Origin of the sequence: Streptomyces goshikiensis (assembly GCF_014650555.1) — a bacterium.
Classification (GTDB): domain Bacteria; phylum Actinomycetota; class Actinomycetes; order Streptomycetales; family Streptomycetaceae; genus Streptomyces; species Streptomyces goshikiensis.
Window position 1 is genome coordinate 76151 of the sequence record NZ_BMVE01000017.1, and the last position, 24835, is coordinate 100985.

Sequence of the window (24835 nt, forward strand, 5' to 3'; positions counted from 1 at the left end):
GCAGTCTCGTGGCGGCGCGCCGGGCCGTCAAGAAGGCGGTGGCGGTCGGCCGTACGCCCCGACGGAAGGAGATCCGCGCCATGTCCCCCGAAGACGCAGCCCTCGACAACCCGGTCTGGGCCGCGCTGACCGGCCCGCACGCCGCCTTCGCGGAGGTGTCCGGGCGCGCCGCCCGCTACCAGGGCGACACCACCCCGTTCGCCGCGCTCGCCGACCCCGAAGACCCCCTGGCCTGGGCGGATCTGGCCGCGCTGGCCGGTCCCGGGATGCCCGTCTGGGTCACCGGGCTGCTGAAGCCGCCGCCGGGCTGGGACACCGTCGCCACCATTCCCGGCGTCCAGCTCGACGGCCGGGCCGTACGGGCCGTGGCCGCGCCGGACGCCGTCGTCCTCGGCCCCGCCGACGTGCCGGAGATGACGGAGCTGGTCGAACTGGCCAAGCCCGGCCCGTTCCTGGCGCGCACCGTCGAGCTCGGCACGTACCTCGGGATCCGGCACGAGGGACGGCTCGTCGCGATGGCCGGGGAGCGGATGCGGCCGGCCGGCTGGTCGGAGATCAGCGCCGTGTGCACCCACCCCGACCACCGCGGCCAGGGGCTGGCCGGCCGGCTGATACGCGCGGTCGCGGCCGCCGTCCGGGAGCGCGGCGACAGCCCGTTCCTGCACGCCGCCGCGGACAACACCCGCGCCATAGCGCTGTACGAGTCGATGGGGTTCACGCTGCGCCGCCGCCCGGACTTCCTCGGGCTGCGCACGCCTGACAAGAAGCCGTAACACGGCGTTCGTCGCCGGGCGGTAGCGTCGAGGCGAGGAACAGCGGAGGCGGAGAGGGGGCGGTGGTCGTGATCGCGTCGCGCGGCAGTGCCGTACGCCCCGTCCTGCACCCGGTCCGGCTGTTCTCGCGGGCGCACATCGACCTCGTACGGGTCGCCGCCTCGCTCTGTCCTTCCTGACCTGCTCTCGCGTCCGCGCCGCCGCGTCCTCCCGACGCCGGCGGTCCTCCACGCCTGCTCGGGAAAGGCCGCTCCGCCATGCCCTCCCCCTCCCGCCCCTTCTCCCTCTCTCCCTCCCCCGCCCTGCACCTGGCCGTCGCCCTCGACGGCGCCGGCTGGCACCCGGCCGCCTGGCGCGAACCGGGCGCCGAGCCCACGCGGTTGTTCACCGCCGCCCACTGGGCGTCGCTCGTCGCCGAGGCCGAGGCCGGCCTGCTGGACTTCGTCACCTTCGAGGACTCCCTCGCCCTCCAGTCGGCGCATCCCACGGAGTCCGACGGCCGTACCGACCAGGTACGGGGCCGGCTCGACGCCGTGCTCCTCGCCGCCCGGGTGGCGCCGCTGACGCGGCACGTCGGGCTGGTGCCGAGCGTGATCGCCACGCACACCGAGCCGTTCCACGTCTCCAAGGCCGTGGCCACCCTCGACCACGTCAGCGGCGGGCGCGCCGGGCTGCGCGTCCGGATCTCCGGGCGGGCCGACGAGGCACGGCACTTCGGCCGCCGCTCGCCCGACGAGGGCCGCGCCGTGCTGCTCGACGAGGCGGCCGACCACATCGAGGTGGTCCGGCGCCTGTGGGACAGCTGGGAGGACGACGCCGAGATCCGGGACGTGGCCACCGGGCGGTTCATCGACCGCGACAAGCTCCATTACATCGGCTTCGAGGGGCGCCGCTTCAGCGTCAAGGGGCCCTCGATCACGCCGCGGCCGCCGCAGGGGCAGCCCCCGGTCAGCGCCCTCGCCGCCGACAGCGCCGCGTACCCGCTCCTCGCGCGCGCCACCGACATCGGGTACGTGACCCCGCGGGACACCGACGAGGTCCGTGTCGCCGTCGCGGGCGTCCGGGGCGCCCGGGAGGCGGCCGGCGGGGACCCCGGCCGGCCGGCGCACCTCTTCGGGGAGCTGACGGTGTTCCTCGGTGACACCCGGGCGGCCGCGGTGCGCCGGCTCCAGCGGCTGGACGCCGCGCACGGGTCGGCGTACACGAGCGACGCCGCGGTGTTCACGGGCACGCCGGTGCACCTCGCGGACCTGCTGCTGGAGTGGCGGGCGGCCGGGCTGTCCGGGTTCCGGCTGCGGCCCGGGGTGCTCGCGCACGACCTCCCGGCGATCACCCGGGGCCTGGTCCCGGAGCTCCAGCGGCGGCGCGCCTTCCGGCGGTCGTACGAGGCCTCCTCGCTGCGCGGCCTACTGGGACTCGCCCGCCCCGCCAACCGGTACGCCACGCCCGCCGCAGCCCCCGTCCCCGCCCGCGCCGCCCGCGCCTGATCCGGAAGGACCGGTCACGATGAACAGGCCGCTCAAGCAGATCCACCTCGCGGCGCACTTCCCCGGGGTCAACAACACCACCGTGTGGAGCGACCCGGCCGCCGGGAGCCACATCGAGTTCGCCTCGTTCACCCACTTCGCGCGCACCGCCGAGCGGGCGAAGTTCGACTTCCTCTTCCTCGCCGAGGGCCTGCGGCTGCGCGAACAGGGCGGGCGGATCCACGACTTGGACGTGGTCGGAAGGCCCGACACCTTCACCGTGCTGGCCGCCCTGGCCGCCGTCACCGAACACCTCGGGCTGACCGGCACCATCAGCTCCACCTTCAACGAGCCGTACGAGGTGGCCCGGCAGTTCGCCAGCCTCGATCACCTCTCGGGGGGCCGGGCCGCCTGGAACGTGGTCACCTCCTGGGACGCCTTCACCGGCGAGAACTTCCGGCGCGGCGGCTTCCTGCCGCGCGACGAGCGGTACGCGCGGGCCCGGGAGTTCCTGGCGACCGCGCACGAGCTGTTCGACTCGTGGGACGGCGGGGAGATCCTGGCCGACCAGGATTCCGGGGTGTTCCTGCGGGACGCGGGCGCGGGCGCCTTCGCGCACCGGGGCCCGCACTTCGACATCTCGGGGCACTTCAACGTGCCGCGGAGCCCCCAGGGGCGGCCGGTGATCTTCCAGGCGGGCGATTCCGAGGAGGGCCGGGAGTTCGCCGCGGCCGACGCGGACGCCGTCTTCAGCCGGTTCGCCTCGCTGGAGGCGGGCCGGGCCTTCTACGCCGACGTCAAGGGCCGGCTCGCCCGCTACGGCCGCACCCCGGACGAGCTGAAGATCCTGCCCGCGGCCACCTTCGTACTCGGCGACACCGACGCCGAGGCGCGGGAGCTGGCCCGGGAGGTGCGGCTGAAGCAGGTCAGCGGGGCCACCGCGATCGCGTACCTGGAGCACGTCTGGAACCGTGACCTGTCCGGCTACGACCCGGACGGGCCGCTGCCGGAGGTCGACCCCGACCCCGGGGAGAACACCATCGCCCTGGGGAGGGCCAGCGTGCGGCAGTTCCGCGACCCGTTCGCGGTGGCCAAGGAGTGGCGGGAGCTGGCCGCCGCCCGGAACCTGTCGATCCGGGAGCTGGTGATCGAGACCACCGGCCGGCAGTCCTTCATCGGCTCCCCGGCGACCGTCGCGGACTCCATCGACCACCTGGTCCAGGAGGACGCGGCCGACGGGTTCATCCTCGTCCCGCACCTCACGCCCGGCGGGCTGGACGCCTTCGCGGACACCGTCGTCCCGCTGCTCCAGGAGCGCGGGGTGTTCCGCCGCGAGTACACGGGGCGCACCCTGCGCGACCACCTCGGGCTGCGCGAAGCCCCCGGGCCCGCCGCCCCGGGTGCCCTGACCGCGTCCGGCCGCACTGCCGCCCACCGCTGAGGAGCGTCCCGACCATGCCCGGTACACCGCTCGGGGTCCTGGACCTCGTACCGATCGCCTCCGGTTCCACCGCCGCCGACGCGCTGCGCGCGAGCATCGACCTCGCCCGGCAGGCCGAGCGGTTCGGCTACGCCCGTTATTGGTTCGCCGAGCACCATCTGAACCCGGGTGTCGCCGGGACCTCCCCGGCCGTGGTGCTGGCGCTGACCGCCTCGGCCACCTCCACGATCCGGCTCGGCTCCGGCGCGGTCCAGCTGGGGCACCGTACGGCGCTGTCCACCGTCGAGGAGTTCGGGCTGATCGACGCCCTGCACCCGGGGCGGCTGGACCTGGGCCTGGGCCGCTCGGCGGGCCGGCCGCCGCAGCGCACCGGACCGCCGCCGAGGCCCGCGCCGGCGGGCGGGTACACGACGGAGAACGGCCTGCGCATCCCGCCGCCGTTCTCCTTCTCCCACCTGCTGGGTCACCCCCGGGTCGCCCTCCAGGAGCGGTTGCTGAACCTGCCCGGGGCCCACCCGCAGGACTACGCCGAGCAGGTGGGCGACGTACTGGCCCTGCTGCGCGGGGAGTACCGGTCGCAGGAGGGGGTGGCGGCGCACGCCGTCCCCGGCGAGGGCGCCGACGTACAGGTGTGGATCCTCGGCAGCAGCGGCGGGGTGAGCGCGCAGACGGCCGGGGAGAACGGGCTGCGGTTCGCGGCGAACTACCACGTGAGCCCGGCGAGCGTGCTGGAGGCGGCGGAGGGCTACCGGGCGGCGTTCAAGCCGTCGGCCGGGCTGGACCGGCCGTATCTGACGGTGTCGGCCGACGTGGTGGTGGCGCCGGACGAGGCGCAGGCGCGGGAGCTGGCCACCGGGTACGCGCCGTGGGTGCACGGCATCCGTACGGCCGAGGGCGCGATGCCGTTCCCCACGCCGGCCGAGGCGCGGGCGCTGACCCGGTCGTGGACGGCGGCGGACCACGCGCTGGTCGCGGACCGGGTGGAGACCCGGTTCGTCGGCTCGCCGGGGACGGTCGCCGACCACCTGGAGCGGCTGCGGGACGCCACCGGGGCGGACGAGCTGCTGGTCACGACGATCACGCACGGCCACGCCGACCGGGTGCGCTCGTACCGGCTGCTGGCGCGGGAGTGGGCGCGCAGGCAGTAGCGGCAGCGACGGCGGTGCGTCCGGGCGGGTTTCGGCGGGCGGTGAGTGGTCACACGCGCAGGAGTGACCGCCGCTTCCCGAGGAAGGGACCTGCCATGACCGACGACACCCGCCTGCCCGGACCTGCCGCGCACCACTGGCAGTGGCAGTTGCGCGCGGCGTGCCGGAACCTGGGACCGGAGCCGTTCTTCCACCCCGCCGGTGAGCGGGGCGAGGACCGTGACGAACGGGACGAGGCCGCGAAGCGGGTCTGCGCCGGCTGCCCGGTGCGGACGGCCTGTCTGGAACACGCGCTGCGCACCCGGGAGTCCTTCGGCGTCTGGGGCGGCCTGACGGAGGAGGAGCGGCGCACGCTCCTGACCCGGGCCTCCCGCCGCCGCCGCCCCGAACCCGCAGGCCGGCGCTAGGGCTGTCGTGACACCGCCGCCCGCAGCCGGACGAATCGGCTGCGGGCGGCGGGGTGTTGGGGGGCGGGGCCCAGGAGCGGGGCCGTTCAGGCGGTGCCGCTCAGGCGGGGGCGCCCGAGGTGAAGCGGCGCAGCAGCGGGGAGAGGACCAGGACCGACTTGGTGCGCTCCACGAAGGGCTCGCCGGCGATCCGCTCCAGGACCCGCTCGAAGTGCCTCATGTCGGAGGCGAAGATCTGGACGAGGGCGTCCGCGTCGCCTGTGACGGTCGACGCGGACACCACCTCGGGGTACCGCTCCAACCCTCGCCGGATGTCGTCGGGCGAGGTGTTGTGGCGACAGTAGATCTCGATGAAGCCCTCGGTCTCCCAGCCCATCGCGGCGGGGTCGACGCGGACGGTGAAGCCGGTGATGGCTCCCTCGGCCCTCAGCCGGTCCACGCGTCGCTTCACGGCGGGGGCCGAGAGCCCGACCTCGGAGCCGATGTCCGCATAGGAGCGGCGGGCGTCCTCGGCGAGGGCGTGCACGATGCGTTCGTCGAGATCGTTCAGTCGCACTGCGGGTCGATCACTTTTCTGCTGTGACCACTTCTGCCGTGGCCAGTCCGGAGCGGCGGATGCCGTACAGGAAGTAGAACACGAGGCCCACGATCATCCAGCCACCGAAGACCATCCACGTGGCCGAATCCAGCTCGAACATCATGTAGGCGCAGGCGATGGCGCCCAGGATCGGGGTGACGGGGAAGAGCGCCACCTTGAAGGTGCGCGGCATGTCCGGGCGCGTCCGGCGCAGGATGATGACGGCGACGTTGACCAGACCGAAGGCGAACAGGGTGCCGATGCTGGTGGCGTCGGCGAGCTTGCCCAGCGGGATGAAGGCCGCGAGGGTGCCGCAGAACAGGGAGACGATCACGACGTTGGTGCGCGGGGCGCCGGTCTTCTCGTCGACCTTGGCGAAGACCTTGGGCACCAGACCGTCGCGGGACATCGCGAAGAGGATGCGGGTCTGGCCGTAGAGGACGGCGAAGACGACGGAGAAGATCGCGACGACGGCGCCGGCGGCGAGGACGACGCCCCAGACGCTGTTGCCGGTCACGTCGGTCATGATCTGGGCGAGCGCGGCCTCGGTGCCCTCGAAGTCCTTCCACGGCATGGCGCCGACGGCGACGAAGGCGACGAGCACGTAGAGGGCGGTGACGATCGCCAGCGAGAGCATGATCGCGCGCGGCAGGTCCTTCTTCGGGTTCTTGGCTTCCTCACCGGCGGTGGAGGCGGCGTCGAAGCCGATGTAGGAGAAGAAGAGGGTGGAGGCGGCGGCGCTGATGCCGGTGACGCCCAGCGGGGCCAGCGGGGTGTAGTTGCCGGACTTGATGCCCATGACACCGATGCCGATGAAGAGCAGCAGGGTGACGATCTTCACCCCGACCATGATCGAGTTGACCGTGGCGCTCTCCTTGGCGCCGCGCATCAGGAAGACCATGGAGAGCAGGACGACGACCAGGGCCGGCAGGTTGATGAACCCGCCCTCGCCCAGCGGCGCGGAGACCGCCTCGGGGACGGTGACGCCTATGGTGCCGTCGAGGAGCTCGTTGAGGTACTGGCCCCAGCCGACGGCGACGGCCGCCACGGAGACGGCGTACTCCAGGACCAGGCACCAGCCGCAGATCCAGGCGATGAGCTCGCCCATGGTGGCGTACGCGTACGAGTACGAGGAGCCGGAGACCGGGACGGAACCGGCCAGCTCGGCGTAGGAGAGCGCCGAGAACAGGGCGGTCAGGCCCGCGAGGATGAAGGAGATCGTCACGGCGGGGCCGGCCTTGGGGGTGGCGGTGCCGAGGACGACGAAGATGCCGGTGCCCAGGGTGGCGCCGATGCTGATCATGGTCAGCTGCCACATGGTGAGCGAGCGGCGCAGCGAGCCGCCCTCACCCTGGCCACCCTCGGCGACCATCTGCTCGACCGGCTTGCGGCGCAGCAAAGGGTTCACAGGCTTGCGGGGCTCGGAGGTGAGCGGTGGCGCCTGGCCGGTTTCGAGCACGGGGGGTCTCCTTTGACACTGCGGGTGGGGATAAGGCATCGACCGCAGCGGTCCTGAGCAGGAGCAGGCGTGCGCGAAGCGCGCCTGGGCATGGGGGACCGCCGAGCAGGCGGTCCACGCCACTCCACGTACAGCGAGTGAGCCTACGAGCTGAGTGATAGCGCCCGTAATGCACCATCCTTGCACATTGCCGAACGATCGTTGCGCGGATCTGTCCCAGATGGCCCTTTGTTGCGCGCGGATGATCGATCACTGCGCGGTCACTCTCGGCTCCCTTTTCCTGACGCCCGCCGGCCGCGGCGCACCGCGGCGCCCCCGGCGGTCGAACCGGCTCCGGGCGGGGTACGGAAGAACCGGGCGGCCCGGGAGCGGCACGGCAGCCGTACCCGACGAGCGGAGGCGATGCGTGAGACCACTGAGCGGCGCGGAGGACCCGTGGCAGGACCCCGGGCCGTTCCTGCGCGGGGTCGCCTGGCTCGACGGCGGGCGTCCCGTCCGGGCCGACCCGGCCGACACCATGCGACTGCCCTGGGACACCGGCGAGCGGGCCACCCTGCCCATCGGCGTCCGGCTGGAATTCACCGCCGGGACGGCCCGGGCCGTGGAGATCCACTACCGGGCCACCGTCCCCGGCCCCACCGACGCACTGCGCGACCTCGCGCACGGCTTCGCCCTGTGGAACCGGCACGGCCGCCTCGACGAGGTGTACACCGAACCGGCCGCCGAGTCCGTCGTGCGCATCGGACTCCCGCCCCGGCACGGCCCGTTCACCGTCCACCCGCCCGAGAGCCAGGGCCCGCTGATCCTCGGCCTGCGCGGCATCGGCGGCTCCCTCTCCCCCGCCCCGGCCGCCCCGCGCTGGGTGGTGCACGGGGACTCCATCACCGAGGGCTGGTGGTCCACCCGCCCCGCGCACGGCTGGCCCGCCGTCACCGGCCGGGCGCTCGGCTGGGACACCGTCAACCTCGGGTACGCGGGCGCCGCGCGCGGGGAGCTCGCCACCGCCGAGCAGCTCGCCGGACTCCCCGCCGACGTCCTGACGCTCGCCTTCGGCACCAACTGCTGGTCCCGCGTGCCCCATTCGGCGCCCCTGCTGTACGAGACCACGCGCGCGTTCCTCGACCTGCTGCGCCAGGGCCACCCCAGGACCCCGGTGCTGCTCGTCTCCCCCGTACTGCGCCCCGACGCCGAACGCACCCCGAACAAGCTCGGCGCCACCCTGGGCGCCCTGCGGGACGCCATGGAGCGCGCCGTCCGCGACCGGACGGCCGCCGGGGACTCCTTCCTCGCCCTGCTTCCGGGGCGTGACCTGCTGGGACCCGAGCACCTCGCCGACGGACTGCACCCCAACGACTCCGGACACCAGGTCCTCGGCCTCGCTGTGGCCACGGCCCTGCGGCGGTCCGGGTTCGACGGAACGTGAGTGAGACAGCGCACAGCGCCCGCGCTGAACACCCCGGCCCCCTCACCCCGTGTTCTGCACGAAGTCGGCGCGGCCCCGGTCGCGGCACGAGAGACAGCACACGGGAGAACACGATGGGCATCAAGCGCGGAACCACCCTGGCGGCCGTGGCAGCGGTCGTCGCCCTCACGGCGACGGCCTGTGGCGGGGACGACTACAAGGCGGCGGACGCCGCCCAGCCCGTCGCGGCCGCCTCTCCCCAGTCGAACCAGTCGAAGTCAGGGGACTACGGCTACGAGACCCCGGCGAGCAGCGCCGCGGGCGTCGGCGCCAAGTCCGCCGCCGGGCAGCTGGCGGTCGCCGACAACGAGAAGATCGGCTCCTTCCTCGCCGACAGCTCCGGGCGCACCCTCTACCGCTTCGACAAGGACACCGCCAAGCCCCCGAAGTCCAACTGCGAGGGCGACTGCGAGAAGACCTGGCCCGTGGTCGTGGCCGGCGACGCCACCGCCGCCGCCGGCATGGACCCGTCGCTGCTCGGCGAGGTCGTCCGCGGCGACGGCACCAAGCAGCTGACGATCGCCGGCTGGCCCGCGTACCGCTACAGCAAGGACGCCAAGGCGGGCGACGTCAACGGCCAGGGCGTCGGCGGCGTCTGGTTCGCGTTCGCCCCCGACGGCAAGAAGGCCTCCAAGGCGGCCCCGTCCGCATCGGCAGCCCCGTCCGCGTCGGCCGCCCCGTCCGCGTCGGCGGCCCCGTCCGCATCGGCCACCCCGGAGGCGCCCGCCGAGGGCCAGGACGGACGGCTGAGCGTCGCCAAGGACCCGAAGCTCGGCGACCACATCGTCGACGGCAAGGGCATGACCGTCTACCGGTTCAAGCCGGACACCGCCTGGCCGATGGTCTCCAAGTGCACCGGCGACTGCCTGGTCAAGTGGCCGGCGGTGGCCCCGGCGGAGAAGGGCGAGGGCATCATCGAGAAGAACTACCTGGTGCTCGACCGCCCGGACGGCAAGAAGCAGCAGACGGTCAACTGCTGGCCCGTCTACACCTTCAGCGGTGACAAGAAGCCGGGCGACACCAACGGCCAGGGTGTCGGCGGCACCTGGTACGCCGTTGCCCCCGACGGCAAGCCCATCACCGTCAAGTAGCCGTCCGCGGGGCCGGCCGGCCCCCCTTCCGGCCGGCCTCCCGGACTTCCCCCGCCCGCCCGGTCACCCGCCGGGCCCGCCCCCCACGCCCGATCGCGCGGCCCTCGCCCTACCTCCCCCGGGGCGGGGGCCGCGCACCGTTCCGCCGCGGCGGGCCACTGCCTACACTCCCCCCATGCTGCGCGTACTGGCCGTCGACGACGAGAAGCCGCTCCTGGAGGAACTCCTCTACCTGCTGCGCTCCGACCCCCGGGTGCACAGTGCCGAGGGGGCCTCGGACGCCACCGAGGCGCTGCGCCGGGTCACCCGGGCGCTGGAGAGCGGCCCCGAGGGCCCCGACCGCATCGACGTGGTCTTCCTCGACATCCACATGGCCGGGCTGACCGGGCTGGACATCGCCCGGCTGCTGGCCGGGTTCGCGCGGCCGCCGCTGATCGTGTTCGTCACCGCCCACGAGGGTTTCGCCGTACAGGCCTTCGACCTCAAGGCCGTGGACTACGTACTCAAGCCGGTGCGCCCGGAGCGGCTGGCCGAGGCCGTCCGGCGGGCCTGCGCACAGCTGGGCGGGCCGGCCGGGGCGCCGGTACGGAGCCAGGCGGCCGCGGGCGCCCGGCCCGCGCCGCAGCCGCCGCAGCCGCCCCTGTCGCCACACCGCGCCGTTCCCGAGGTCACCGTCGCCGACCGGGCCGCCGACCAGATCGCCGTCGAGCTGGGCGGGGTCACCCGCTTCGTGGCGATCGCCGACATCGCGTACGTCGAGGCCCAGGGCGACTACGCCCGCCTCCACACCGACGGGGGCAGCCACCTGGTGCGGATCCCGCTGTCCACGCTGGAGCAGCGCTGGGCGGCGCGCGGGTTCGTCCGGATCCACCGCCGCCACCTGGTGGCGCTGGGCCGGATCGACGAGCTCCGGCTGGACGCGGGCACCACCAGCGTCCGGGTCGGGGCGGCGGAGCTCCAGGTCAGCCGGCGCCACGCCCGGGAGCTGCGGGACCTGCTGATGCGGCACGCGACGGGCTGACCGCCCGGCCGGCCTGCTGCCCCTCGCGTCAGCCGGCCGTCGGCGCGGCCCGCAGCCGGGCCACGGAGTACGCCGGCGCGCCGAGGGCGAGCAGCCGGAACAGGCCGCCGGCCGCCCGGTGGCCGAGGCTGATGCGCTCCATGACCCGGTGATCGCTCACCTTCTCCCAGCCGGGCGCGGCGGCCGCCAGTCCGCGGCCGCCGCGGGCGCCGGAACGGAACCGCGCCCCGGTCGCCCTGACGATCGGGTGCAGCCCGCTGAGGGCGATCCTCGGGTGGAAGTGGTCCGCCACCAGCTCCGCGGCGGGGAACGCGGTCCGGCAGGAGACCAGGAAGGACCGCAGTCCGGCCGGGTCCAGGTACATCAGGACGCCCTCGGTGAGGACCAGGACGTTGCGCCGCTCCCCGACCAGGGGCAGCAGCCGCTGCGCCCAGTCCGGCTCGGTGATCGAGGCGGGGAACACCCGGGTCAGGTCGCCGGGCAGCAGCCGGGCGCGCAGTTCGACGACGTCGGGCACGTCGACGCCGAGCCAGGTGACGGTGGCCGGCAGGGCGCCCGCGAGCCGCTCGGCGCGGGTGTCGAGCCCGATGCCCGCCGAGACGACCACCGCGTCGGGGTGTTCCCGGCAGAAGGCGGCGGTCAGCTCGTCGAAGACGATGGCCCGGTGGACGGAGCCGAGCGCGTTGCCGCGGTCGGTCAGCACCTCCGGCGCCCGGTAGCCGGTGGCGGCCAGAACGGAGGCGGCCGCGGGATCGCGGAAGGCGGTGCCGGGAAGGAGTTCGGCGGCGTGGGCGCGGCCGTAGAGCGGGGTCAGCAGGGTCATGGCCACACCGCTGAGGCCGTGGGCCGGGCCGCCGCTGCCGGGAGCGTCCGGCGTGGACGTGTTCGACATGGGGTGAGCTCCTCGGGTCGGTTCAGCTGCTGCGGTGGAACACGACTTCCGGGTCGGCCGCCGCCGGGCCGTCCAGGCGCGGCGCCGGTGTCCCGCGCAGGTGCAGGCCGAAGAAGTCGCCGACGTAGGCCCGGGTGATCTGCTGGGAGCGGGTGCCGGAGAGCGGGGTCTCCGGGTGGTCGTAGCCCACCTGGTCGCCGAGCACCGGCCAGTCGGTGAAGCCGGGGTGGCCCGCTCCCGTGACGGTCAGCCAGCGCTTCCAGCCGTCCAGGCGGGGCCAGGAGTCCTCCCAGGAGGTGTCGGGGAAGTCGGGCGGCAGGAGGGCGGGGTCCCCGGCGAGCATCAGGAACGGGCGTCCGCCGAGGCCGCTTTCGGGGACCGGGGTGAAGAACGTGCCGTCCATGTTGACCCCGGCGTCCACGCGCGGGTCGGCGGCCATGGTGGCCGAGGCCGCGGCCCCGCCGATGGAGTGCCCGGCCATGCCGATGTGCCGGGCGTCGATCAGCCGGGAGTGGCGCCACGCGGGGCGGGGGCCGGTGAGCCGGTCCAGGGCGAAGGAGACGTCACGGGCCCGGCCTTCGGTGACCCGGTGCAGCGACCCGTCGGGGAACACCTGCTCGCAGGCCTTGCAGGAGAGCATCCGGCCGCCGGGGAAGAGGGTGCCGTCCGACTCGTACGCGTGGTCCACGGCGGCCACGACGTAGCCGCGGCTGGCGAGGTCCTCGGCCAGGGTGGTCAGCGTGGAGCGGGGCATGGTGAAGCCGGGCGAGAGCACGATCAGCGGGTAGCGCTGCGCGGCGGGCCGGGGCAGGGCGCCGTCCCGGGCGTGGGTGCGGGTGGCCGCGAGGCGCTCGGGGGTGACGTACTCGCCGAGCCGGCCCCGGTCGGTGAGCAGCGCCTTGGCCTCGGGAACAGCCATGTAGGGGGCGGGAGTTCCGGTGTGCGCGAGCGCGGGGTAGTAGAGCGAGAGCAGCAACTCCCGGTCGGCCGTGGGGACCCAGGGGTCCTTGCGGTCCCGGTCCACGAGGTGCAGGGTGTCGCGGCCCACCGCCAACGTACCGGTGGGGCGCGGGAGTTCGAGTCTCGTGGCCTGTCCGGCCGGGGCGGGGCCGGCTGCGGCGGCGGGGGTCGCGAGGGTGCCGGGCGCGGCGAGGGTCAGACCGGCGGCCACGGCCGTCAGCGCGCGGATGATCTTCTTCATGCCCGCATCCTAAGTGAATTAAGGCAAGGCTAACCTAAGTTTTCGGAGAACGGCCGGACACCGCCGGGGCCGACCGTCCGGCGTGCGGCGGCTGCCGTTCGTCGCGCCGGGAGGGACGTACGGCGATCCGGCCCTGCCGTCGGCCGCAGCGGCTGCCGGGCGATCCACCACCGCCCCGCCCCGCGCGTATCGTGGATCTTCCGGCCCGGAAGCAGGGGGTGTGATGTCCGAGATCCAGGCGCTGCTCGACGCCCTGAGCGGACTTCCCCGGACCCGCCCCGCCGGACCCGCGGAGACCGAGGCGCTGCTGGCCCGGCTGCGCAGCGCGGCCGCCCGCTGGGCCGACGTGCTCTACGAGGCGCACGAGGGGGTCCGCCAGGAGCTGCCGCCCCGCGCCGAGGCGGCCCTGACGCTGGCCTTCCGGCGCGCGGAGGAGTCGTACGTGGAGCTGGAGATCGCGCTGCGCGACTGCGCGGAGCACCGCGACCCCGCGATCTGAGACCCGCCCGGCCAGTGCCGCCTCAGACGTGCCGGATCACGCCTGTCGCCCGGTCCGGGCCCTGCGTAGACTCCGGTCACCCCGCTGCCCCGCCCCGAAGGAACCGGCCCCCGTGAACCAGACGTACGCGCTGACCGCGGTCACCGTCGTCGTCCTGGTCACCGTGCTGGTCGGGGCACTCGGCCTGCGGATATCCCGGACCACCTCCGACTTCTACGTCGCCTCGCGCACCGTCGGCCCGCGCCTGAACGCGGCCGCCATCAGCGGGGAGTACCTCTCCGCGGCCTCCTTCCTCGGCATCGCGGGGCTGGTGCTGCTCCAGGGGCCGGAGATGCTCTGGTACCCGGTCGGCTACACGGCCGGATACCTGGTGCTGCTGGTGCTGGTGGCGGCTCCGCTGCGGCGCTCGGGCGCGTACACGCTGCCGGACTTCGCCGAGGCGCGGCTGGAGTCACTGGCGGTGCGGCGGATCGCGGTGCTGTTCGTGATCGGCGTCGGCTGGCTCTACCTGCTGCCGCAACTCCAGGGCGCCGGGCTGACGTTGCAGATCCTGACCGGGGCCCCGCACTGGGTGGGCGGGGTGGTGGTCGCGGTGGTGGTGACGGTGGCCGTGGCCGCCGGCGGGATGCGCTCCATCACCTTCGTGCAGGCCTTCCAGTACTGGCTGAAGCTCACCGCCCTGCTGGTGCCGGCCTTCTTCCTGATCGCGGCCTGGGCCGGGGACGGCGGGCCGCGCGCCCGCTTCGACGCCCCGGCCGTCTTCCGCGAGCACACCGTCGTCACCCTCGCCGACGACGTACGGCTGACCTTCGACGAGCCGCTCACGCTGACGGTGACGGGGCAGGTGGACGGCCGGTCCTACGCGGGCGAGCCGCTGACCCTGGCCGCCGGGCGGCACGCGGTACGGGCCCGCGCGCGGCTGGAGTTCACCCCGGGCAGCGCCGTCCCCGAGGCCCGGGCGGAGGCGGGGCTGGGCGTGTCCAGCTGGTCCGAGCCGCTGTCCGGGAACCGGCCGGAGTTCCGGCTGTACGCGACGTACGGGCTGATCCTGGCCACCTTCCTCGGCACCATGGGTCTCCCGCACGTGGCGGTGCGGTTCTACACGAGCCCGAACGGGCGGGCCGCGCGGCGCACCACGCTGGTGGTGCTGGGGCTGGTCGGCGTCTTCTACCTGCTGCCGCCGGTCTACGGGGCGCTCGGCCGGATCTACGCCCCCGAGCTGGCGCTGACCGGGACGGCGGACGCGGCGGTGCTGGTGCTGCCGGAGCGGGTGGTGGGCGGGGTGCTCGGCGACCTGCTGGGGGCGCTGCTGGCGGGGGGCGCCTTCGCGGCGTTCCTGTCGACGGCCTCGGGGCTGACGATGGCGGTGGCCGGGGTGCTGCACCAGGACGTGCTGCCGACGCGGGGGGTGCGCAGCTTCCGGGTCGCGGCGCTGCTGGCGATGCTCGTACCGCTGGGCGGGAGCGTGGCGGCGACGGACGTGCCGGTGGCGGACGCGGTGGCGCTGGCGTTCGCCGTGTCGGCCTCGTCGTTCTGCCCGCTGCTGGTCCTCGGGATCTGGTGGCGCGGGCTGACGCCACCCGGGGCGGTGGCCGGGCTGGTCACCGGGGGCGGGGCGGCGCTGAGCGCGGTGCTGGCGACGCGGGCGGGGCTGGCCCCGACGGGCTGGCCGCACACGCTGCTGGCGTGGCCGGCGGTGTGGTCGGTGCCGCTGGGGTTCCTGACGATGGTGCTGGTGTCGCTGGCGACCCGGTCGCGGATTCCGGCCGGGACGGCGGCGACGCTGGCCCGGCTGCACCTGCCGGAGGCGCTGTACCCGTCGGATCCGGGCCCCGGCCGCGGCCCCGGTCGTACGGCCGGCCGCGGCCCCGGTCGTGCGGCCGGCCGCGGCCCCGGTCGTGCGGCCGGCCCTACAACCGGTCCCGGCCCCGGCGACGCCGCCCGTACGGGCGGTGCTCCATGACCGCGGCGGTGCTCTCGGTACTGGCCGTCGCGGGCGCCGCCCTGCTGCTCGGGACCGGCTGGGCCGCCGGCCGGTGGCAGGCCCGGCGCGGCGAGCGGGCGGCCGGCCCGGATCTCGGGACGCCCGTGGAGCGGGCCACCTTCCACACCCTGCACACCGCCTCGCTGGCCGCGCCCCCGCTGCGCGCCGGCCTGACCGAGGACGCCGCCCGCAAGGCGGCCCGGCGCCTGCGGTCGCTGCTGGGCACCGAGGCGCTGTGCCTCACGGACCGGGAGGCGGTGCTGGCCTGGGACGGCCCGGGCGCCGACCACCACCAGCGGCGGGCGATGGCCCGGGTGACGCTGATGCTGGAGTCCGGGCGCAGCCAGAGCGTGCGCACCGAGTGCCAGCGCCCCGGCTGCCCGCTGAAGTGGGCCGTGTTCGCCCCGCTCACCGGCGAGGACGGGATGCTGGGCGCGCTGGTGGCGTACGGGTCGCGGGAGTCGGCGGTGCTGGTGCGGGCCGCGACGGAGGTGGCCCGCTGGGTCTCCGTACAGCTGGAGCTCTCGGAGCTGGACCGGTCGCGGACCCGGCTGATGGAGGCGGAGATCAAGGCGCTGCGGGCGCAGATCTCCCCGCACTTCATCTTCAACTCCCTCGCCGCGATCGCCTCGTTCGTGCGGACCGATCCGGAGCGGGCCCGGGAGCTGCTGCTGGAGTTCGCGGACTTCACCCGCTACTCCTTCCGGAGGCACGGCGAATTCACCACGCTGGCGGAGGAGTTGCGCTCCATCGAGCAGTACCTGGCACTGGCCGGGGCCCGGTTCGGGGACCGGCTGAAGGTGACCTTGCAGGTGGCGCCGGAGGTGCTGCCGGTGGCGCTGCCGTTCCTGTGCCTGCAGCCGCTGGTGGAGAACGCCGTCAAGCACGGGCTGGAGGACTCGACCGAGGAGTGCCGGATCACCATCGCCGCCCGGGACGCGGGCGCGGAGGCGGTGATCACCATCGAGGACAACGGCGTCGGCATGGATCCGGCCCTGCTGCGCCGCATCCTGGCCGGGGAGCGGACGGGCTCCTCCTCCGGCATCGGGCTGCCGAACGTGGACGAGCGGATCCGCCAGGTCTACGGCGACGCGTACGGCATGGTGCTGGAGACGGGCCCCGGCGCCGGGATGAAGATCACCCTCCGGATCCCCAAGTACCGCGCGGGCGTCCACACGTCCCCTCCGGGAGGGCGCCAGCCCCCCTCCTGACCCCTTCGGTGGACGCGCCGCGGCCCCGGCGCGTCCGCGAGGGACGGGCTGGGGCCGCGGTGTTGGGACGGGTACCGGGGAGGGGGACGGCCTAGCTCCAGCTGGCGTGGAGCGGCTTGCCCTCGGCGTAGCCCGCCGCGGACTGGATGCCGACGACGGCCTTCTCCTCGAACTCCGCGAGGGAGCCGGCACCGGCGTAGGTGCAGGAGGAACGGACGCCCGCGATGATCGAGTCGATGAGGTCCTCGACGCCCGGACGCGCGGGGTCCAGGAACATCCGCGAGGTGGAGATGCCCTCCTCGAACAGCCCCTTGCGGGCCCGGTCGTACGCCGACTCCTCCGACGTCCGGTTCTGCACCGCGCGCGCGGACGCCATGCCGAAGGACTCCTTGTAGAAGCGGCCGTCGGCGCTCTGCTGGAGGTCGCCCGGGGACTCGTACGTGCCCGCGAACCAGGAGCCGATCATGACGTTGGAGGCGCCGGCCGCGAGGGCCATCGCCACGTCGCGCGGGTGACGGACGCCGCCGTCGGCCCACACGTGCTTGCCGTACTTCTTGGCCTCGGCCGCGCACTCCAGCACCGCGGAGAACTGCGGGCGGCCCACGCCGGTCATCATGCGGGTGGTGCACATCGCGCCGGGGCCGACACCGACCTTGATGATGTCCGCGCCGGCGTCGATCAGGTCCTTGACGCCCTCGGCCGCGACGATGTTGCCCGCCACGATCGGGACCTGCGGGTCCAGCGCGCGGACGGCCTTGATCGCGTTGATCATCGATTCCTGGTGGCCGTGCGCGGTATCGATGACGATCGTGTCCACGCCCGCGTCGAGCAGCTGCTTGGCCTTGCCCACGAAGTCGCCGTTGATGCCGACGGCGGCCGCGATCCGCAGCCCGCCCTTGGCGTCCACGGCCGGCGCGTACAGGGTCGCGCGCAGCGCGCCCTTGCGGGTCAGGATGCCGACGAGCCGGCCGTCCTTGTCGACGGCGGGGGCCAGCTTGCGGTGGCCGGCGTCGAGCTGGTTGAACGCCTGGCGCGGGTCGATGTCGGCGTCGATGAGCAGCAGCTCCTTCGACATGACCTCGGAGAGCTGGGTGAAGCGGTCCACGCCGGTCAGGTCGTGGTCGGTGACGACACCGACGGGCCGGTTCTCGGCGTCGACGACGACACCGGCGCCGTGCGCGCGCTTGGGCAGCAGGGACAGGGCGTCGGCGACGGTCTGGGTGGGCGCCAGCGTGATCGGGGTGTCGAGCACGTGATGGCGGGTCTTCACCCAGGAGATGACGTCGGTGACGACCTCGATCGGGATGTCCTGGGGGATGACGACGATGCCGCCGCGGCGGGCGACGGTCTCGGCCATCCGGCGGCCCGCGATGGCGGTCATGTTCGCCACGACGAGCGGAATGGTGGTGCCGGTGCCGTCGGGCGAGGAGAGGTCGACACCCTGACGGGAACCCACCGCGGAGCGGCTCGGCACCATGAACACATCGTCGTACGTCAGGTCGTACGGCGGCTTCAGGTCATTGAGGAAACGCACGTGCAGAACATCCCAGTCGAGTCGGAGGATCCCGTCATACCCAGCGGGGCAGCCGAGGAAAACGCACGTACTTCATTCTCCCACGTCCCGGCGTTCACCAGGCCCGGGTGGATCGTCCAGGACCCGGTGCCCCGGGTGGTTCTTTCCTACGGGACTTTGGTCCCGAAAGGGGCGCCGACCCGCCGGTGTACGGGGCCCGCGAGCCCGGCCAGCGGAAGGACGGAGCCGCCGTTGCGGACGGCCGTGAGTTCGGCGGCGATGGCGAGGGCCGTCTCCTCGGGGGTGCCGCCGCCCAGGTCCAGGCCGATGGGCGAGCGCAGCCGGGCCAGCTCCCGCTCGGTGATCCCCTCGCCGCGCAGCCGCGCGGCCCGTTCCCCGTGGGTGCGCCGCGATCCCATGGCTCCTATGTAGCCGAGCGGCAGCCGCAGCGCCAGGGCCAGCAGCGGTACGTCGAACTTGGCGTCGTGGGTGAGCACGCAGACGGCGGTACGGGAGTCCAGCCGGCCCGCCTCCCACTCGGCGGCCAGGTGCCGGTGCGGCCAGTCCACGATCACCTCGTCGGCCTCGGGGAAGCGGGCCGGCGTGGTGAACACGGGCCGGGCGTCGCACACGGTGACCCGGTGTCCGAGGAAGGCCCCGATGCGCGCCAGGGCGGAGGCGAAGTCGATGGCCCCGTAGACGATCAGCCGGGGCGGTTCGGCGGCGGATTCGACCAGCAGGGTCAGCGGCTGCCCGCAGAGCCCGCCGGCGGTGCCCAGCTCGGCGGTGCCGGTCCGGCCGGCCAGCAGCAGCGCGCGGGCCTGCCGGGCGGCAGCCCGGTCGAGCTCCGCGCCGCCGCCCAGGCCGCCCTCGTAGGAGCCGTCGGCGTGGACGGCGAGGGCGCGGCCGAGCTGCCGCGGCGGCCCGGTGACGACCCGGGCGAAGGCGGCCCGGTCCCCGCCGAGCGCGGCGTCGAGCACCGAGCCGAGCACGGGCCGTACCGGGTCCTGCCCGCGGACCGGGGTGACCAGGACGTCGAGGACTCCTCCGCAGGTCAGCCCGACGGCGAAGGCGTCGTCGTCGCTGTATCCGAAGCGGTGGACGCCGCTCTCGCCGGAGGCGATCGCGTCGAGGCAGATCTCGTGCACGGCGGACTCCACGCAGCCCCCGGACAGGGAGCCGAGCGCGGTGCCGCCGGCGTCGACGGCCAGCGAGGCGCCCGGCCCGCGCGGTGCGCTGCCGCTGACGGCGACCACGGTGGCCAGGGCGAACTCCCGCTGGGCGGCGCACCACGCCCGTAGCTCTCCGGCGATGTCGAGCATCAGCGGATGTACTCGCGGCGCGGGGTCTGTCCGGGCAGTCGGGGGGTCTGTCCGGGTATGAGCGGTCTGGGTGGCCTCGGCGGCAGCACGGTCTGCTCGCCGGGCCGGGCGGAGGGGCCCGGGTAGGCGAGGGGGCCGGGGGCGGGGCGGTGTCCTCGGGCGCCGAGCAGCATGGCGGCGTGGGCCACGCTGGCGAGGGTGGCGTGGTGGTGCCAGCCACGGAAGGAACGGCCCTCGAAGTCGCGGATCCCCACGGGTTCGCAGGTGTCGGAGAAGTCGAGGGACACCCGGTCGGTGAGTTTGGCGAGCAGGAAGAGCTGGGCGAGGGGCCGGTCACCGATGTTGGTGATCCAGAACTCGGACGGCAGCATCGCGGCCTCGGTCCAGGCGCCCACCAGGAGCAGCGGGGTCGGCGGGGCGGGGACCGGCCGGTCCTCGCAGGGGGTGGCGAGGATGGCGGCGGAGGTCAGCAGGGTCACCGAGCCCTCGGCGCGGCCGTGCCGGGTCCATTCGACGACGCGGCGCTGTGAGCGCAGGGAGTCGATGAGCTCGCGGGCCGGCGCGGTGTGCGGCCCGGGCTTGTGGCGGCCGGCGCCGCCGAAGGAGACGGGCAGGGTGCCGTCGACCTTGAAGACGAAGGGGATGTCCTGGAGCGCGAACGACTCGATGCAGTGCGGGAGATCGCTGTTGGCGACCTCCATCACCACGGGCCGGCGCTGGAGTTGCCAGCTCGCGGCCATGCGCTGGACGGCGTGCACCGCGTCCTGGGCGGGGGTCAGGGAGCGGGCGGTGTCGGGGATGCCGGCCCGCCGCCGGCGCAGCAGCTCGCTGGTCCAGGGCCCGGGGAGGGTGAGGGTCCATTCGACCGGGAAGCTGGCCTCGCTGGAGGCGAGCCAGATCCCGCTGGCCTGCTGGCAGTTGGCGGTGCGGCCGAGCTGGGGGACGAACTGCCGGCCGACTCCGACCGAGCGGTCTCCGGCCTTCTCGACGACCATGGGCTGGATCACCCAGGCGAGTGGCCGCTGCGCGGTGCGTTCGAGGTGCTGGGCGAGGGACCGGCGTACGGGGGTCCAGTCCCACGGGGACTTGCTGATGAACTGCTGGAGGCTCTGCTCGACGGAACTGGCCCCGGTTCCGGCAATGTTTCGGATTGTTTTCTTCCCGGCCGTTCCCACCAGACCGTTCAGATATACGCGGGCCCAGTTGCGCTGGTCCCGCCGGGGTAAGGACTCGAAGAAGAGCGAGATCAGTACGTCGATCAATTCGGAGATTTCCTTGGTGGAATCCTCCGGCAGGACTAAGCGAGCCATCTGGTGCCTCCCCCGCGACCAGCTAGATCCAATACCCTACTTGACCGCGGAGAACGGCCGTAGGCCCCGGCGGCTACTTCCTGAGGTCGCTGGCAGTTTCGAGCCGCTCTTCCTCTACCACGAGGGGGATGGGGATCTGGTTCGCCGCATAGTAGATCGCGATCAGGAAGTGTGCGACAAGAGTGAGCGGTGCGGAGACGAAGGCCAGGAGGACCGTGAGCGGGTAGGCGATGGCGCCGAGGCCGAAGCGGACCCGGGTGGCGCGGGCGCCTTCCTTGTCCACCTTTTCGTTGAAGAGGTGGCCGACCCGCGTGACGTACCACCAGAAGCCCAGGAAGGCCAGGGCATAGGCGACGGTGACGCCGCTGTAGAGGACCGCGGCCGCATTGGCGGAGCCGCCCTCTTCCATGAGGTGTTCGGCGAGGACATTGGTCGTGTAAGGAATCACCGATACCACCATCAGCACCAGGAGATTCAGGAACAACAGCGGTCGGTCCACCCGCCTGAGATGGCTGAAGATGGTGTGGTGATTCACCCACATGACACCGATGATGAGGAAACTCACCACGTAGGCGGCGTAATGCGGCCATTGCTCCCGGACGCCCTGCCAGAAGTGGGATCCGGTTTCTTCCGGAACCTTTAACTCCAGCACGAGAATCGTGATGATGATGGCGAATACGCCGTCACTGAATGCCTCGACCCGCCCGGTTTCGCGTTCCATGACCTCCCCTTTGCCTTTGCCCTGCACATACGGGGAGGGCGTTCCCCCGCCCTCCCCGCACACGCTACCCAGGTTTCGGGCCTCAGCCGCCGAAGCCGGCGGTCTGGCGCCAGATCCGGCCATCGCGGACGACGAGCGTCCCGAACGCGTGCTCCGGTTCGCCGTTGAGGTTCATGATCGCCCGGTAGAAGATGGTGTCTTCGGTTTCGATGTACTCCTGGAGTTCGACCAGGGTCGGCTTCACCGTGAGGTAGCCGGTGAACGTCTCACGGACGGCTTCGATGCCGACGGACGCCCCCTCGAAGCGGAGCAGTACGGCGTCGTCGGTGTAGTTCTTCATCACCGCCTCGATGTCCAGGGCGGCCAGGGCGTCCATCTGGCGGACGAACACCGGGTGCAGTTTCGAGATGTCGTACTCGGCCATGTCGACTCCGTTCCTTCACGTGGTGGAGCTGCTGGTGGAGCGGTCGGTGGTGCGGACGGTGGAGCTGGTGGCGCCGGCGCCGGGCGCCTCGCCGGCGCTCTGACCAGGGACGTCGTCGACCACGGCGCAGGCCGGCGCGTTCCCCGCGAAGGGCAGCCGGATGACCATCCGGGTCTCCCCGGGCCGGGAGCGGGCGGCGATCGACCCGTGGTGTCGCTGGGTCACGATGCGGTAGCTGAGGTGCAGCCCCAGGCCCGTGCCCTTCCCGACGTCCTTGGTGGTGTAGAAGGGTTCGAAGATCCGCGGCAGGGAGTCCTCCGGGATGCCCCGGCCCGTGTCGGTGATCTCCACGACCATGCAGACGCCCTCGGCCCGGACGCGTAGCGTGAGTACGCCGGAGCCCTCCATGGCCTCGGCGGCGTTGTCGACCAGGTTGGTCCACACCTGGTTCAACTCGCTTGGATAGCCCGTCAGTTCGGGCAGATCCGGCTCGTACTTCCGTACGATGCTGATGCCCGCGAGCTTCGCACGCAGTACGACCAGCGTGTTCTCCAGACCGTCGGTCACCGAGAAGGTCTGCTCGGGGGCGCGGTCGAGATTGGCGTAATCGCGGGTCGCCGCCACGAGTTGGGAGATCCGCGGACCCGCCGCCCGGAGCTCGGCGGCCAGCGAGCGGGTCTCCAGCAGCGCCGCCAGATGGTCCAGGGCGGCGGGCAGGGCCGGCTCGCCGACGCCCTCCAGCCGCTCCAGCAGCCAGCCCAGCTCCAGCCCGAGGTCCGAGATCCCCGAACCGAGCAGCCCGGCGCGCTCGGTGCCCGCCTCCTGCGCCCAGTCGGCGATCTCCTCCTCGGCATCGGCCTGGGCCAGCGGGTCGGTGATCTCCGGCGGCGGCAGCTTGTCGAGCTCCTCCGCCAGCCGTTCCAGTACGGAGCGCTCCGCGCCCGAGGCGGCCGCGCCCCAGGCGTACGCGGTCCGGGTCAGCCGCTCCAGGGCGGGCGCCAGTTCCTGCGCGGCCCGGGCCACGGCGGCGGCCGGGTTGTTCAGCTCGTGGGCCAGCCCGGCGGCGAGCGTGCCGAGCGCCTCCACGGTGGCCCGCTTGCGAGCCTGTACCTCGGAGGACTTGATCCGCCAGGCCAGCACCGGGATGAGCACCGCGGCCACCCCGTGGCAGCGGGTCAGCATCTCGAAGAACACCGGCTTCGGGTACGCGACGACGGTCGTGGCCGGCCCGCTCGCGGCGGCGGTGGCCACGTACGAGCCGTCCGTCAGCAGGGGCAGCTCCCCGGTGAAGCGGTGCGCGGCGGAGGGCTTGCCGTCGTGCTCCTCGGCGGCCGCGCTCTCCTCCTCGGTGGAATGCCGGGTGAGCACCTCCTCGCGGCCGTCGACCACCTTGGTGACGACGAGGCCCCCTGCGAGCAGCACGTGGAAGCCGGTGGCCTCCTCGCCGTCCCGGAAGAGGACCTCCCCGTCGCCGAGGACACGGGGCTCGGAGACCGAGACCAGCCAGTCCAGCTGGTCCTCGGTGAGCCCTTCGAAGATCTCCAGCCCGCTCAGGGCCGTGCGCAGCTCCGGCTCGGTCATGCCGTCCTTCCCTCGGCCCGGGTACGGGCGGCCAGTCGCAGGGTCACCAGCAGGGCCAGCGCGCACACGGCGGCGACGGCGGCCATGAAGCCGACCGAGGTGCGGTGCAGACCGTGGATGTTGGTCAGCATGCCGGCGAGCACCGCCGGCACGCTCATCGCCAGGTACGCGAACACGTAGACGGCGGCGGTCAGTTCGCCCCGGTGTTCCGGTTCTGCGAGGGCGCTCAGCGCGCGGAAGGAGCCGAGGAACGCGGCGCCCCAGCCGCTGCCTAGGACGGCGGTGGCCACCAGGAACAGGGCGGCTGATCCGGTGCCGAGCGAGAGCAGCACCAGACCCAGCCCGGCGAGCAGCCCGAGCAGCCCGATGACGGCGGTGCGCAGCGCCTCCGTGGCGCCCAGCAGCAGCTGCGCCGCGGTGGCGGCGCCGGCGAGCAGGGCCACGGTGGCGCCGCCGACGAGGTAGTTGGTGCTCTGGAGCAGGGACAGGGCGAGGTGCGGGCCGAGCGAGAGGTAGAAGCCGCCCACGGACCAGACGGCGACGATGGTCAGTACGAGGACGGCGAACCGGCCGCGCACGGCCGCCGGGATCCGGATCCGGCGCGGTACGACGCGGAAGCCGCCGCCCGCGCCGGGAGCGCTCTCGGGCATCCGGGCGACTCCCGCCAGGGAGAGCGCGAACGCCCCGATCAGCAGCAGGTAGCTGAGCGCGGTCGGCGCGGGCGCGTACTGGACGAGCAGCCCGGCCCCGATCCCGCCGAGCCCGATGCCGACGGTCGGCCCGGCGCTGTTGACCTGCGCGCCGAGCGCGGGCCGCGAGCGCGGGGTGAGTTCCAGCAGGGCCGCGCCCATCGCCCCGGTGGCGAGGCCCACGGCGAGTCCCTGGACGGCGCGGGCGGCGAGCAGCATCCCGAGGCCCTGGGAGCCGGCGAACAGCCCCATGGAGACGATGGCCAGGACCAGGCCGGCGCCGAGTACGGGGCGCCGGCCCAGGGTGTCCGACAGGGAGCCGAACAGCAGGAGCCCCGCCAGGACGGTGACGGCGTAGAGGGCGAAGACCACCGTGATGGTGCCGGAGGACAGGCCCCACTCCTGCTGGTAGAGCACGTAGAGGGCGGAGGGTACGGAGGAGGAGAGCATCAGCAGGACCAGGACGGCGCCCACCACCCAGAAGCCCGAGCCTCTCGGTGCGCCGACCGTGCGGGCGGCTGGGTTCAAGGTCACCCCCGTGGTCGGCGCGGTCGGCGCGATCGACGTGGTCAGCGTCGTCGGCGTGGTCGGCGTGGTCGGCGTGGACGTCTGGTCCGGTTCCACTGCAACTCCCCCGTGGTGG

General features: G+C 73.6%; 22 protein-coding genes. 11 read left to right on the plus strand and 11 right to left on the minus strand.

Features of this window, described 5'->3' with window-relative positions; all coding sequences use genetic code 11:
* The first annotated feature begins 80 nt into the window (after window positions 1-80).
* From IE248_RS33100 to IE248_RS33120, 5 genes are all read left to right on the plus strand, one after another.
* Window positions 81-773: a GNAT family N-acetyltransferase gene (locus IE248_RS33100; protein WP_229895710.1), complete on the plus strand. Its 693-nt coding sequence runs from the start codon at window positions 81-83 to the stop codon at window positions 771-773.
* A 257-nt stretch (window positions 774-1030) separates the two neighbouring features.
* Window positions 1031-2260 (plus strand): LLM class flavin-dependent oxidoreductase, encoded by a 1230-nt coding sequence (locus tag IE248_RS33105; protein WP_190032625.1) that lies wholly within the window; start codon window positions 1031-1033, stop codon window positions 2258-2260.
* Between the two features lie 19 nt (window positions 2261-2279).
* Window positions 2280-3680 (plus strand): NtaA/DmoA family FMN-dependent monooxygenase, encoded by a 1401-nt coding sequence (locus IE248_RS33110; protein WP_190032626.1) that lies wholly within the window; start codon window positions 2280-2282, stop codon window positions 3678-3680.
* Between the two features lie 14 nt (window positions 3681-3694).
* Window positions 3695-4828 carry an LLM class flavin-dependent oxidoreductase gene (locus IE248_RS33115; protein ID WP_190032627.1) on the plus strand — a complete coding sequence of 378 codons (1134 nt, stop codon included), beginning with the start codon at window positions 3695-3697 and terminating at the stop codon, window positions 4826-4828.
* Window positions 4829-4923: 95 nt separating this feature from the next.
* A complete protein-coding gene (locus IE248_RS33120; RefSeq protein WP_190032628.1) occupies window positions 4924-5235 on the plus strand; it encodes a WhiB family transcriptional regulator in 312 nt (103 codons plus the stop codon).
* A gap of 100 nt (window positions 5236-5335) precedes the next feature.
* On the opposite strand, the gene IE248_RS33125 is transcribed toward IE248_RS33120, so the two are convergent.
* A complete protein-coding gene (locus IE248_RS33125; RefSeq protein WP_030027017.1) occupies window positions 5336-5791 on the minus strand; it encodes an Lrp/AsnC family transcriptional regulator in 456 nt (151 codons plus the stop codon).
* Window positions 5792-5801: 10 nt separating this feature from the next.
* Entirely contained in the window at window positions 5802-7271 is a 1470-nt protein-coding gene (locus IE248_RS33130) for an amino acid permease (RefSeq protein ID WP_008744037.1), read from the minus strand.
* 406 nt (window positions 7272-7677) lie between these two features.
* Here IE248_RS33130 and IE248_RS33135 point away from each other — a divergent pair, with 406 nt between their 5' ends.
* The 3 genes from IE248_RS33135 to IE248_RS33145 all read left to right on the plus strand — a co-directional run bounded on the left by IE248_RS33135 (window position 7678) and on the right by IE248_RS33145 (window position 10845).
* Entirely contained in the window at window positions 7678-8694 is a 1017-nt protein-coding gene (locus IE248_RS33135) for a GDSL-type esterase/lipase family protein (RefSeq protein ID WP_073795871.1), read from the plus strand.
* 113 nt (window positions 8695-8807) lie between these two features.
* Window positions 8808-9824 carry an SCO0930 family lipoprotein gene (locus IE248_RS33140; protein ID WP_229895711.1) on the plus strand — a complete coding sequence of 339 codons (1017 nt, stop codon included), beginning with the start codon at window positions 8808-8810 and terminating at the stop codon, window positions 9822-9824.
* A 175-nt stretch (window positions 9825-9999) separates the two neighbouring features.
* Complete coding sequence (locus tag IE248_RS33145) at window positions 10000-10845, plus strand: LytR/AlgR family response regulator transcription factor (RefSeq protein ID WP_100582435.1); 846 nt, start codon at window positions 10000-10002, stop codon at window positions 10843-10845.
* Window positions 10846-10873: 28 nt separating this feature from the next.
* On the opposite strand, the gene IE248_RS33150 is transcribed toward IE248_RS33145, so the two are convergent.
* On the minus strand, window positions 10874-11737 hold the full coding sequence (locus IE248_RS33150) for a class I SAM-dependent methyltransferase (protein ID WP_190032629.1): 864 nt from the start codon (window positions 11735-11737) through the stop codon (window positions 10874-10876).
* Window positions 11738-11759: 22 nt separating this feature from the next.
* Complete coding sequence (locus tag IE248_RS33155; RefSeq protein ID WP_190032630.1) at window positions 11760-12938, minus strand: alpha/beta hydrolase family protein; 1179 nt, start codon at window positions 12936-12938, stop codon at window positions 11760-11762.
* 223 nt (window positions 12939-13161) lie between these two features.
* On the opposite strand from IE248_RS33155, the gene IE248_RS33160 reads away from it, so the two are divergent.
* From IE248_RS33160 to IE248_RS33170, 3 genes are all read left to right on the plus strand, one after another.
* On the plus strand, window positions 13162-13437 hold the full coding sequence (locus IE248_RS33160; RefSeq protein ID WP_073778861.1) for a hypothetical protein: 276 nt from the start codon (window positions 13162-13164) through the stop codon (window positions 13435-13437).
* A gap of 112 nt (window positions 13438-13549) precedes the next feature.
* On the plus strand, window positions 13550-15400 hold the full coding sequence (locus IE248_RS33165) for a sodium/solute symporter (RefSeq protein ID WP_190032631.1): 1851 nt from the start codon (window positions 13550-13552) through the stop codon (window positions 15398-15400).
* Window positions 15397-16632 (plus strand): sensor histidine kinase, encoded by a 1236-nt coding sequence (locus IE248_RS33170; protein ID WP_190032632.1) that lies wholly within the window; start codon window positions 15397-15399, stop codon window positions 16630-16632. The genes IE248_RS33165 and IE248_RS33170 overlap by 4 nt, the downstream gene beginning before the upstream one ends.
* A gap of 91 nt (window positions 16633-16723) precedes the next feature.
* Here the strand turns inward: IE248_RS33170 and IE248_RS33175 are convergent, their stop codons facing one another.
* The 7 genes from IE248_RS33175 to IE248_RS33205 form a co-directional block, all read right to left on the minus strand.
* The gene (locus tag IE248_RS33175) at window positions 16724-18166 is read right to left on the minus strand and encodes a GuaB1 family IMP dehydrogenase-related protein (protein ID WP_037797205.1); all 1443 of its coding nucleotides are present in this window, start codon (window positions 18164-18166) and stop codon (window positions 16724-16726) included.
* A 146-nt stretch (window positions 18167-18312) separates the two neighbouring features.
* A complete protein-coding gene (locus tag IE248_RS33180; protein ID WP_073795882.1) occupies window positions 18313-19467 on the minus strand; it encodes an XdhC family protein in 1155 nt (384 codons plus the stop codon).
* Window positions 19467-20777, minus strand: a complete 1311-nt coding sequence (locus IE248_RS33185; protein ID WP_079196009.1) for an IS701 family transposase — start codon at window positions 20775-20777, stop codon at window positions 19467-19469. Before IE248_RS33185 ends, IE248_RS33180 begins: the two co-directional genes overlap by 1 nt.
* A 73-nt stretch (window positions 20778-20850) precedes the next feature.
* A complete protein-coding gene (locus IE248_RS33190; protein ID WP_037799405.1) occupies window positions 20851-21498 on the minus strand; it encodes a TMEM175 family protein in 648 nt (215 codons plus the stop codon).
* An 82-nt stretch (window positions 21499-21580) separates the two neighbouring features.
* A complete protein-coding gene (locus IE248_RS33195; RefSeq protein WP_037797207.1) occupies window positions 21581-21922 on the minus strand; it encodes a nuclear transport factor 2 family protein in 342 nt (113 codons plus the stop codon).
* Between the two features lie 15 nt (window positions 21923-21937).
* Entirely contained in the window at window positions 21938-23503 is a 1566-nt protein-coding gene (locus IE248_RS33200) for an ATP-binding protein (protein WP_190032633.1), read from the minus strand.
* Window positions 23500-24816, minus strand: coding sequence for an MFS transporter (locus tag IE248_RS33205; RefSeq protein WP_190032634.1), 1317 nt, complete (start codon window positions 24814-24816; stop codon window positions 23500-23502). The genes IE248_RS33200 and IE248_RS33205 overlap by 4 nt, the downstream gene beginning before the upstream one ends.
* Window positions 24817-24835 lie beyond the last annotated feature (19 nt).

Coding starts and splice junctions, on each gene's coding strand:
- IE248_RS33200 (WP_190032633.1), bottom strand. CDS start 23,503: ATGACCGAGCCGGAGCTGCGCACGGCCCTGAGCGGGCTGGAGATCTTC.
- IE248_RS33110 (WP_190032626.1), top strand. CDS start 2,280: ATGAACAGGCCGCTCAAGCAGATCCACCTCGCGGCGCACTTCCCCGGG.
- IE248_RS33120 (WP_190032628.1), top strand. CDS start 4,924: ATGACCGACGACACCCGCCTGCCCGGACCTGCCGCGCACCACTGGCAG.
- IE248_RS33190 (WP_037799405.1), bottom strand. CDS start 21,498: ATGGAACGCGAAACCGGGCGGGTCGAGGCATTCAGTGACGGCGTATTC.
- IE248_RS33115 (WP_190032627.1), top strand. CDS start 3,695: ATGCCCGGTACACCGCTCGGGGTCCTGGACCTCGTACCGATCGCCTCC.
- IE248_RS33155 (WP_190032630.1), bottom strand. CDS start 12,938: ATGAAGAAGATCATCCGCGCGCTGACGGCCGTGGCCGCCGGTCTGACC.
- IE248_RS33105 (WP_190032625.1), top strand. CDS start 1,031: ATGCCCTCCCCCTCCCGCCCCTTCTCCCTCTCTCCCTCCCCCGCCCTG.
- IE248_RS33180 (WP_073795882.1), bottom strand. CDS start 19,467: ATGCTCGACATCGCCGGAGAGCTACGGGCGTGGTGCGCCGCCCAGCGG.
- IE248_RS33145 (WP_100582435.1), top strand. CDS start 10,000: ATGCTGCGCGTACTGGCCGTCGACGACGAGAAGCCGCTCCTGGAGGAA.
- IE248_RS33100 (WP_229895710.1), top strand. CDS start 81: ATGTCCCCCGAAGACGCAGCCCTCGACAACCCGGTCTGGGCCGCGCTG.
- IE248_RS33140 (WP_229895711.1), top strand. CDS start 8,808: ATGGGCATCAAGCGCGGAACCACCCTGGCGGCCGTGGCAGCGGTCGTC.
- IE248_RS33150 (WP_190032629.1), bottom strand. CDS start 11,737: ATGTCGAACACGTCCACGCCGGACGCTCCCGGCAGCGGCGGCCCGGCC.
- IE248_RS33195 (WP_037797207.1), bottom strand. CDS start 21,922: ATGGCCGAGTACGACATCTCGAAACTGCACCCGGTGTTCGTCCGCCAG.
- IE248_RS33185 (WP_079196009.1), bottom strand. CDS start 20,777: ATGGCTCGCTTAGTCCTGCCGGAGGATTCCACCAAGGAAATCTCCGAA.
- IE248_RS33170 (WP_190032632.1), top strand. CDS start 15,397: ATGACCGCGGCGGTGCTCTCGGTACTGGCCGTCGCGGGCGCCGCCCTG.
- IE248_RS33160 (WP_073778861.1), top strand. CDS start 13,162: ATGTCCGAGATCCAGGCGCTGCTCGACGCCCTGAGCGGACTTCCCCGG.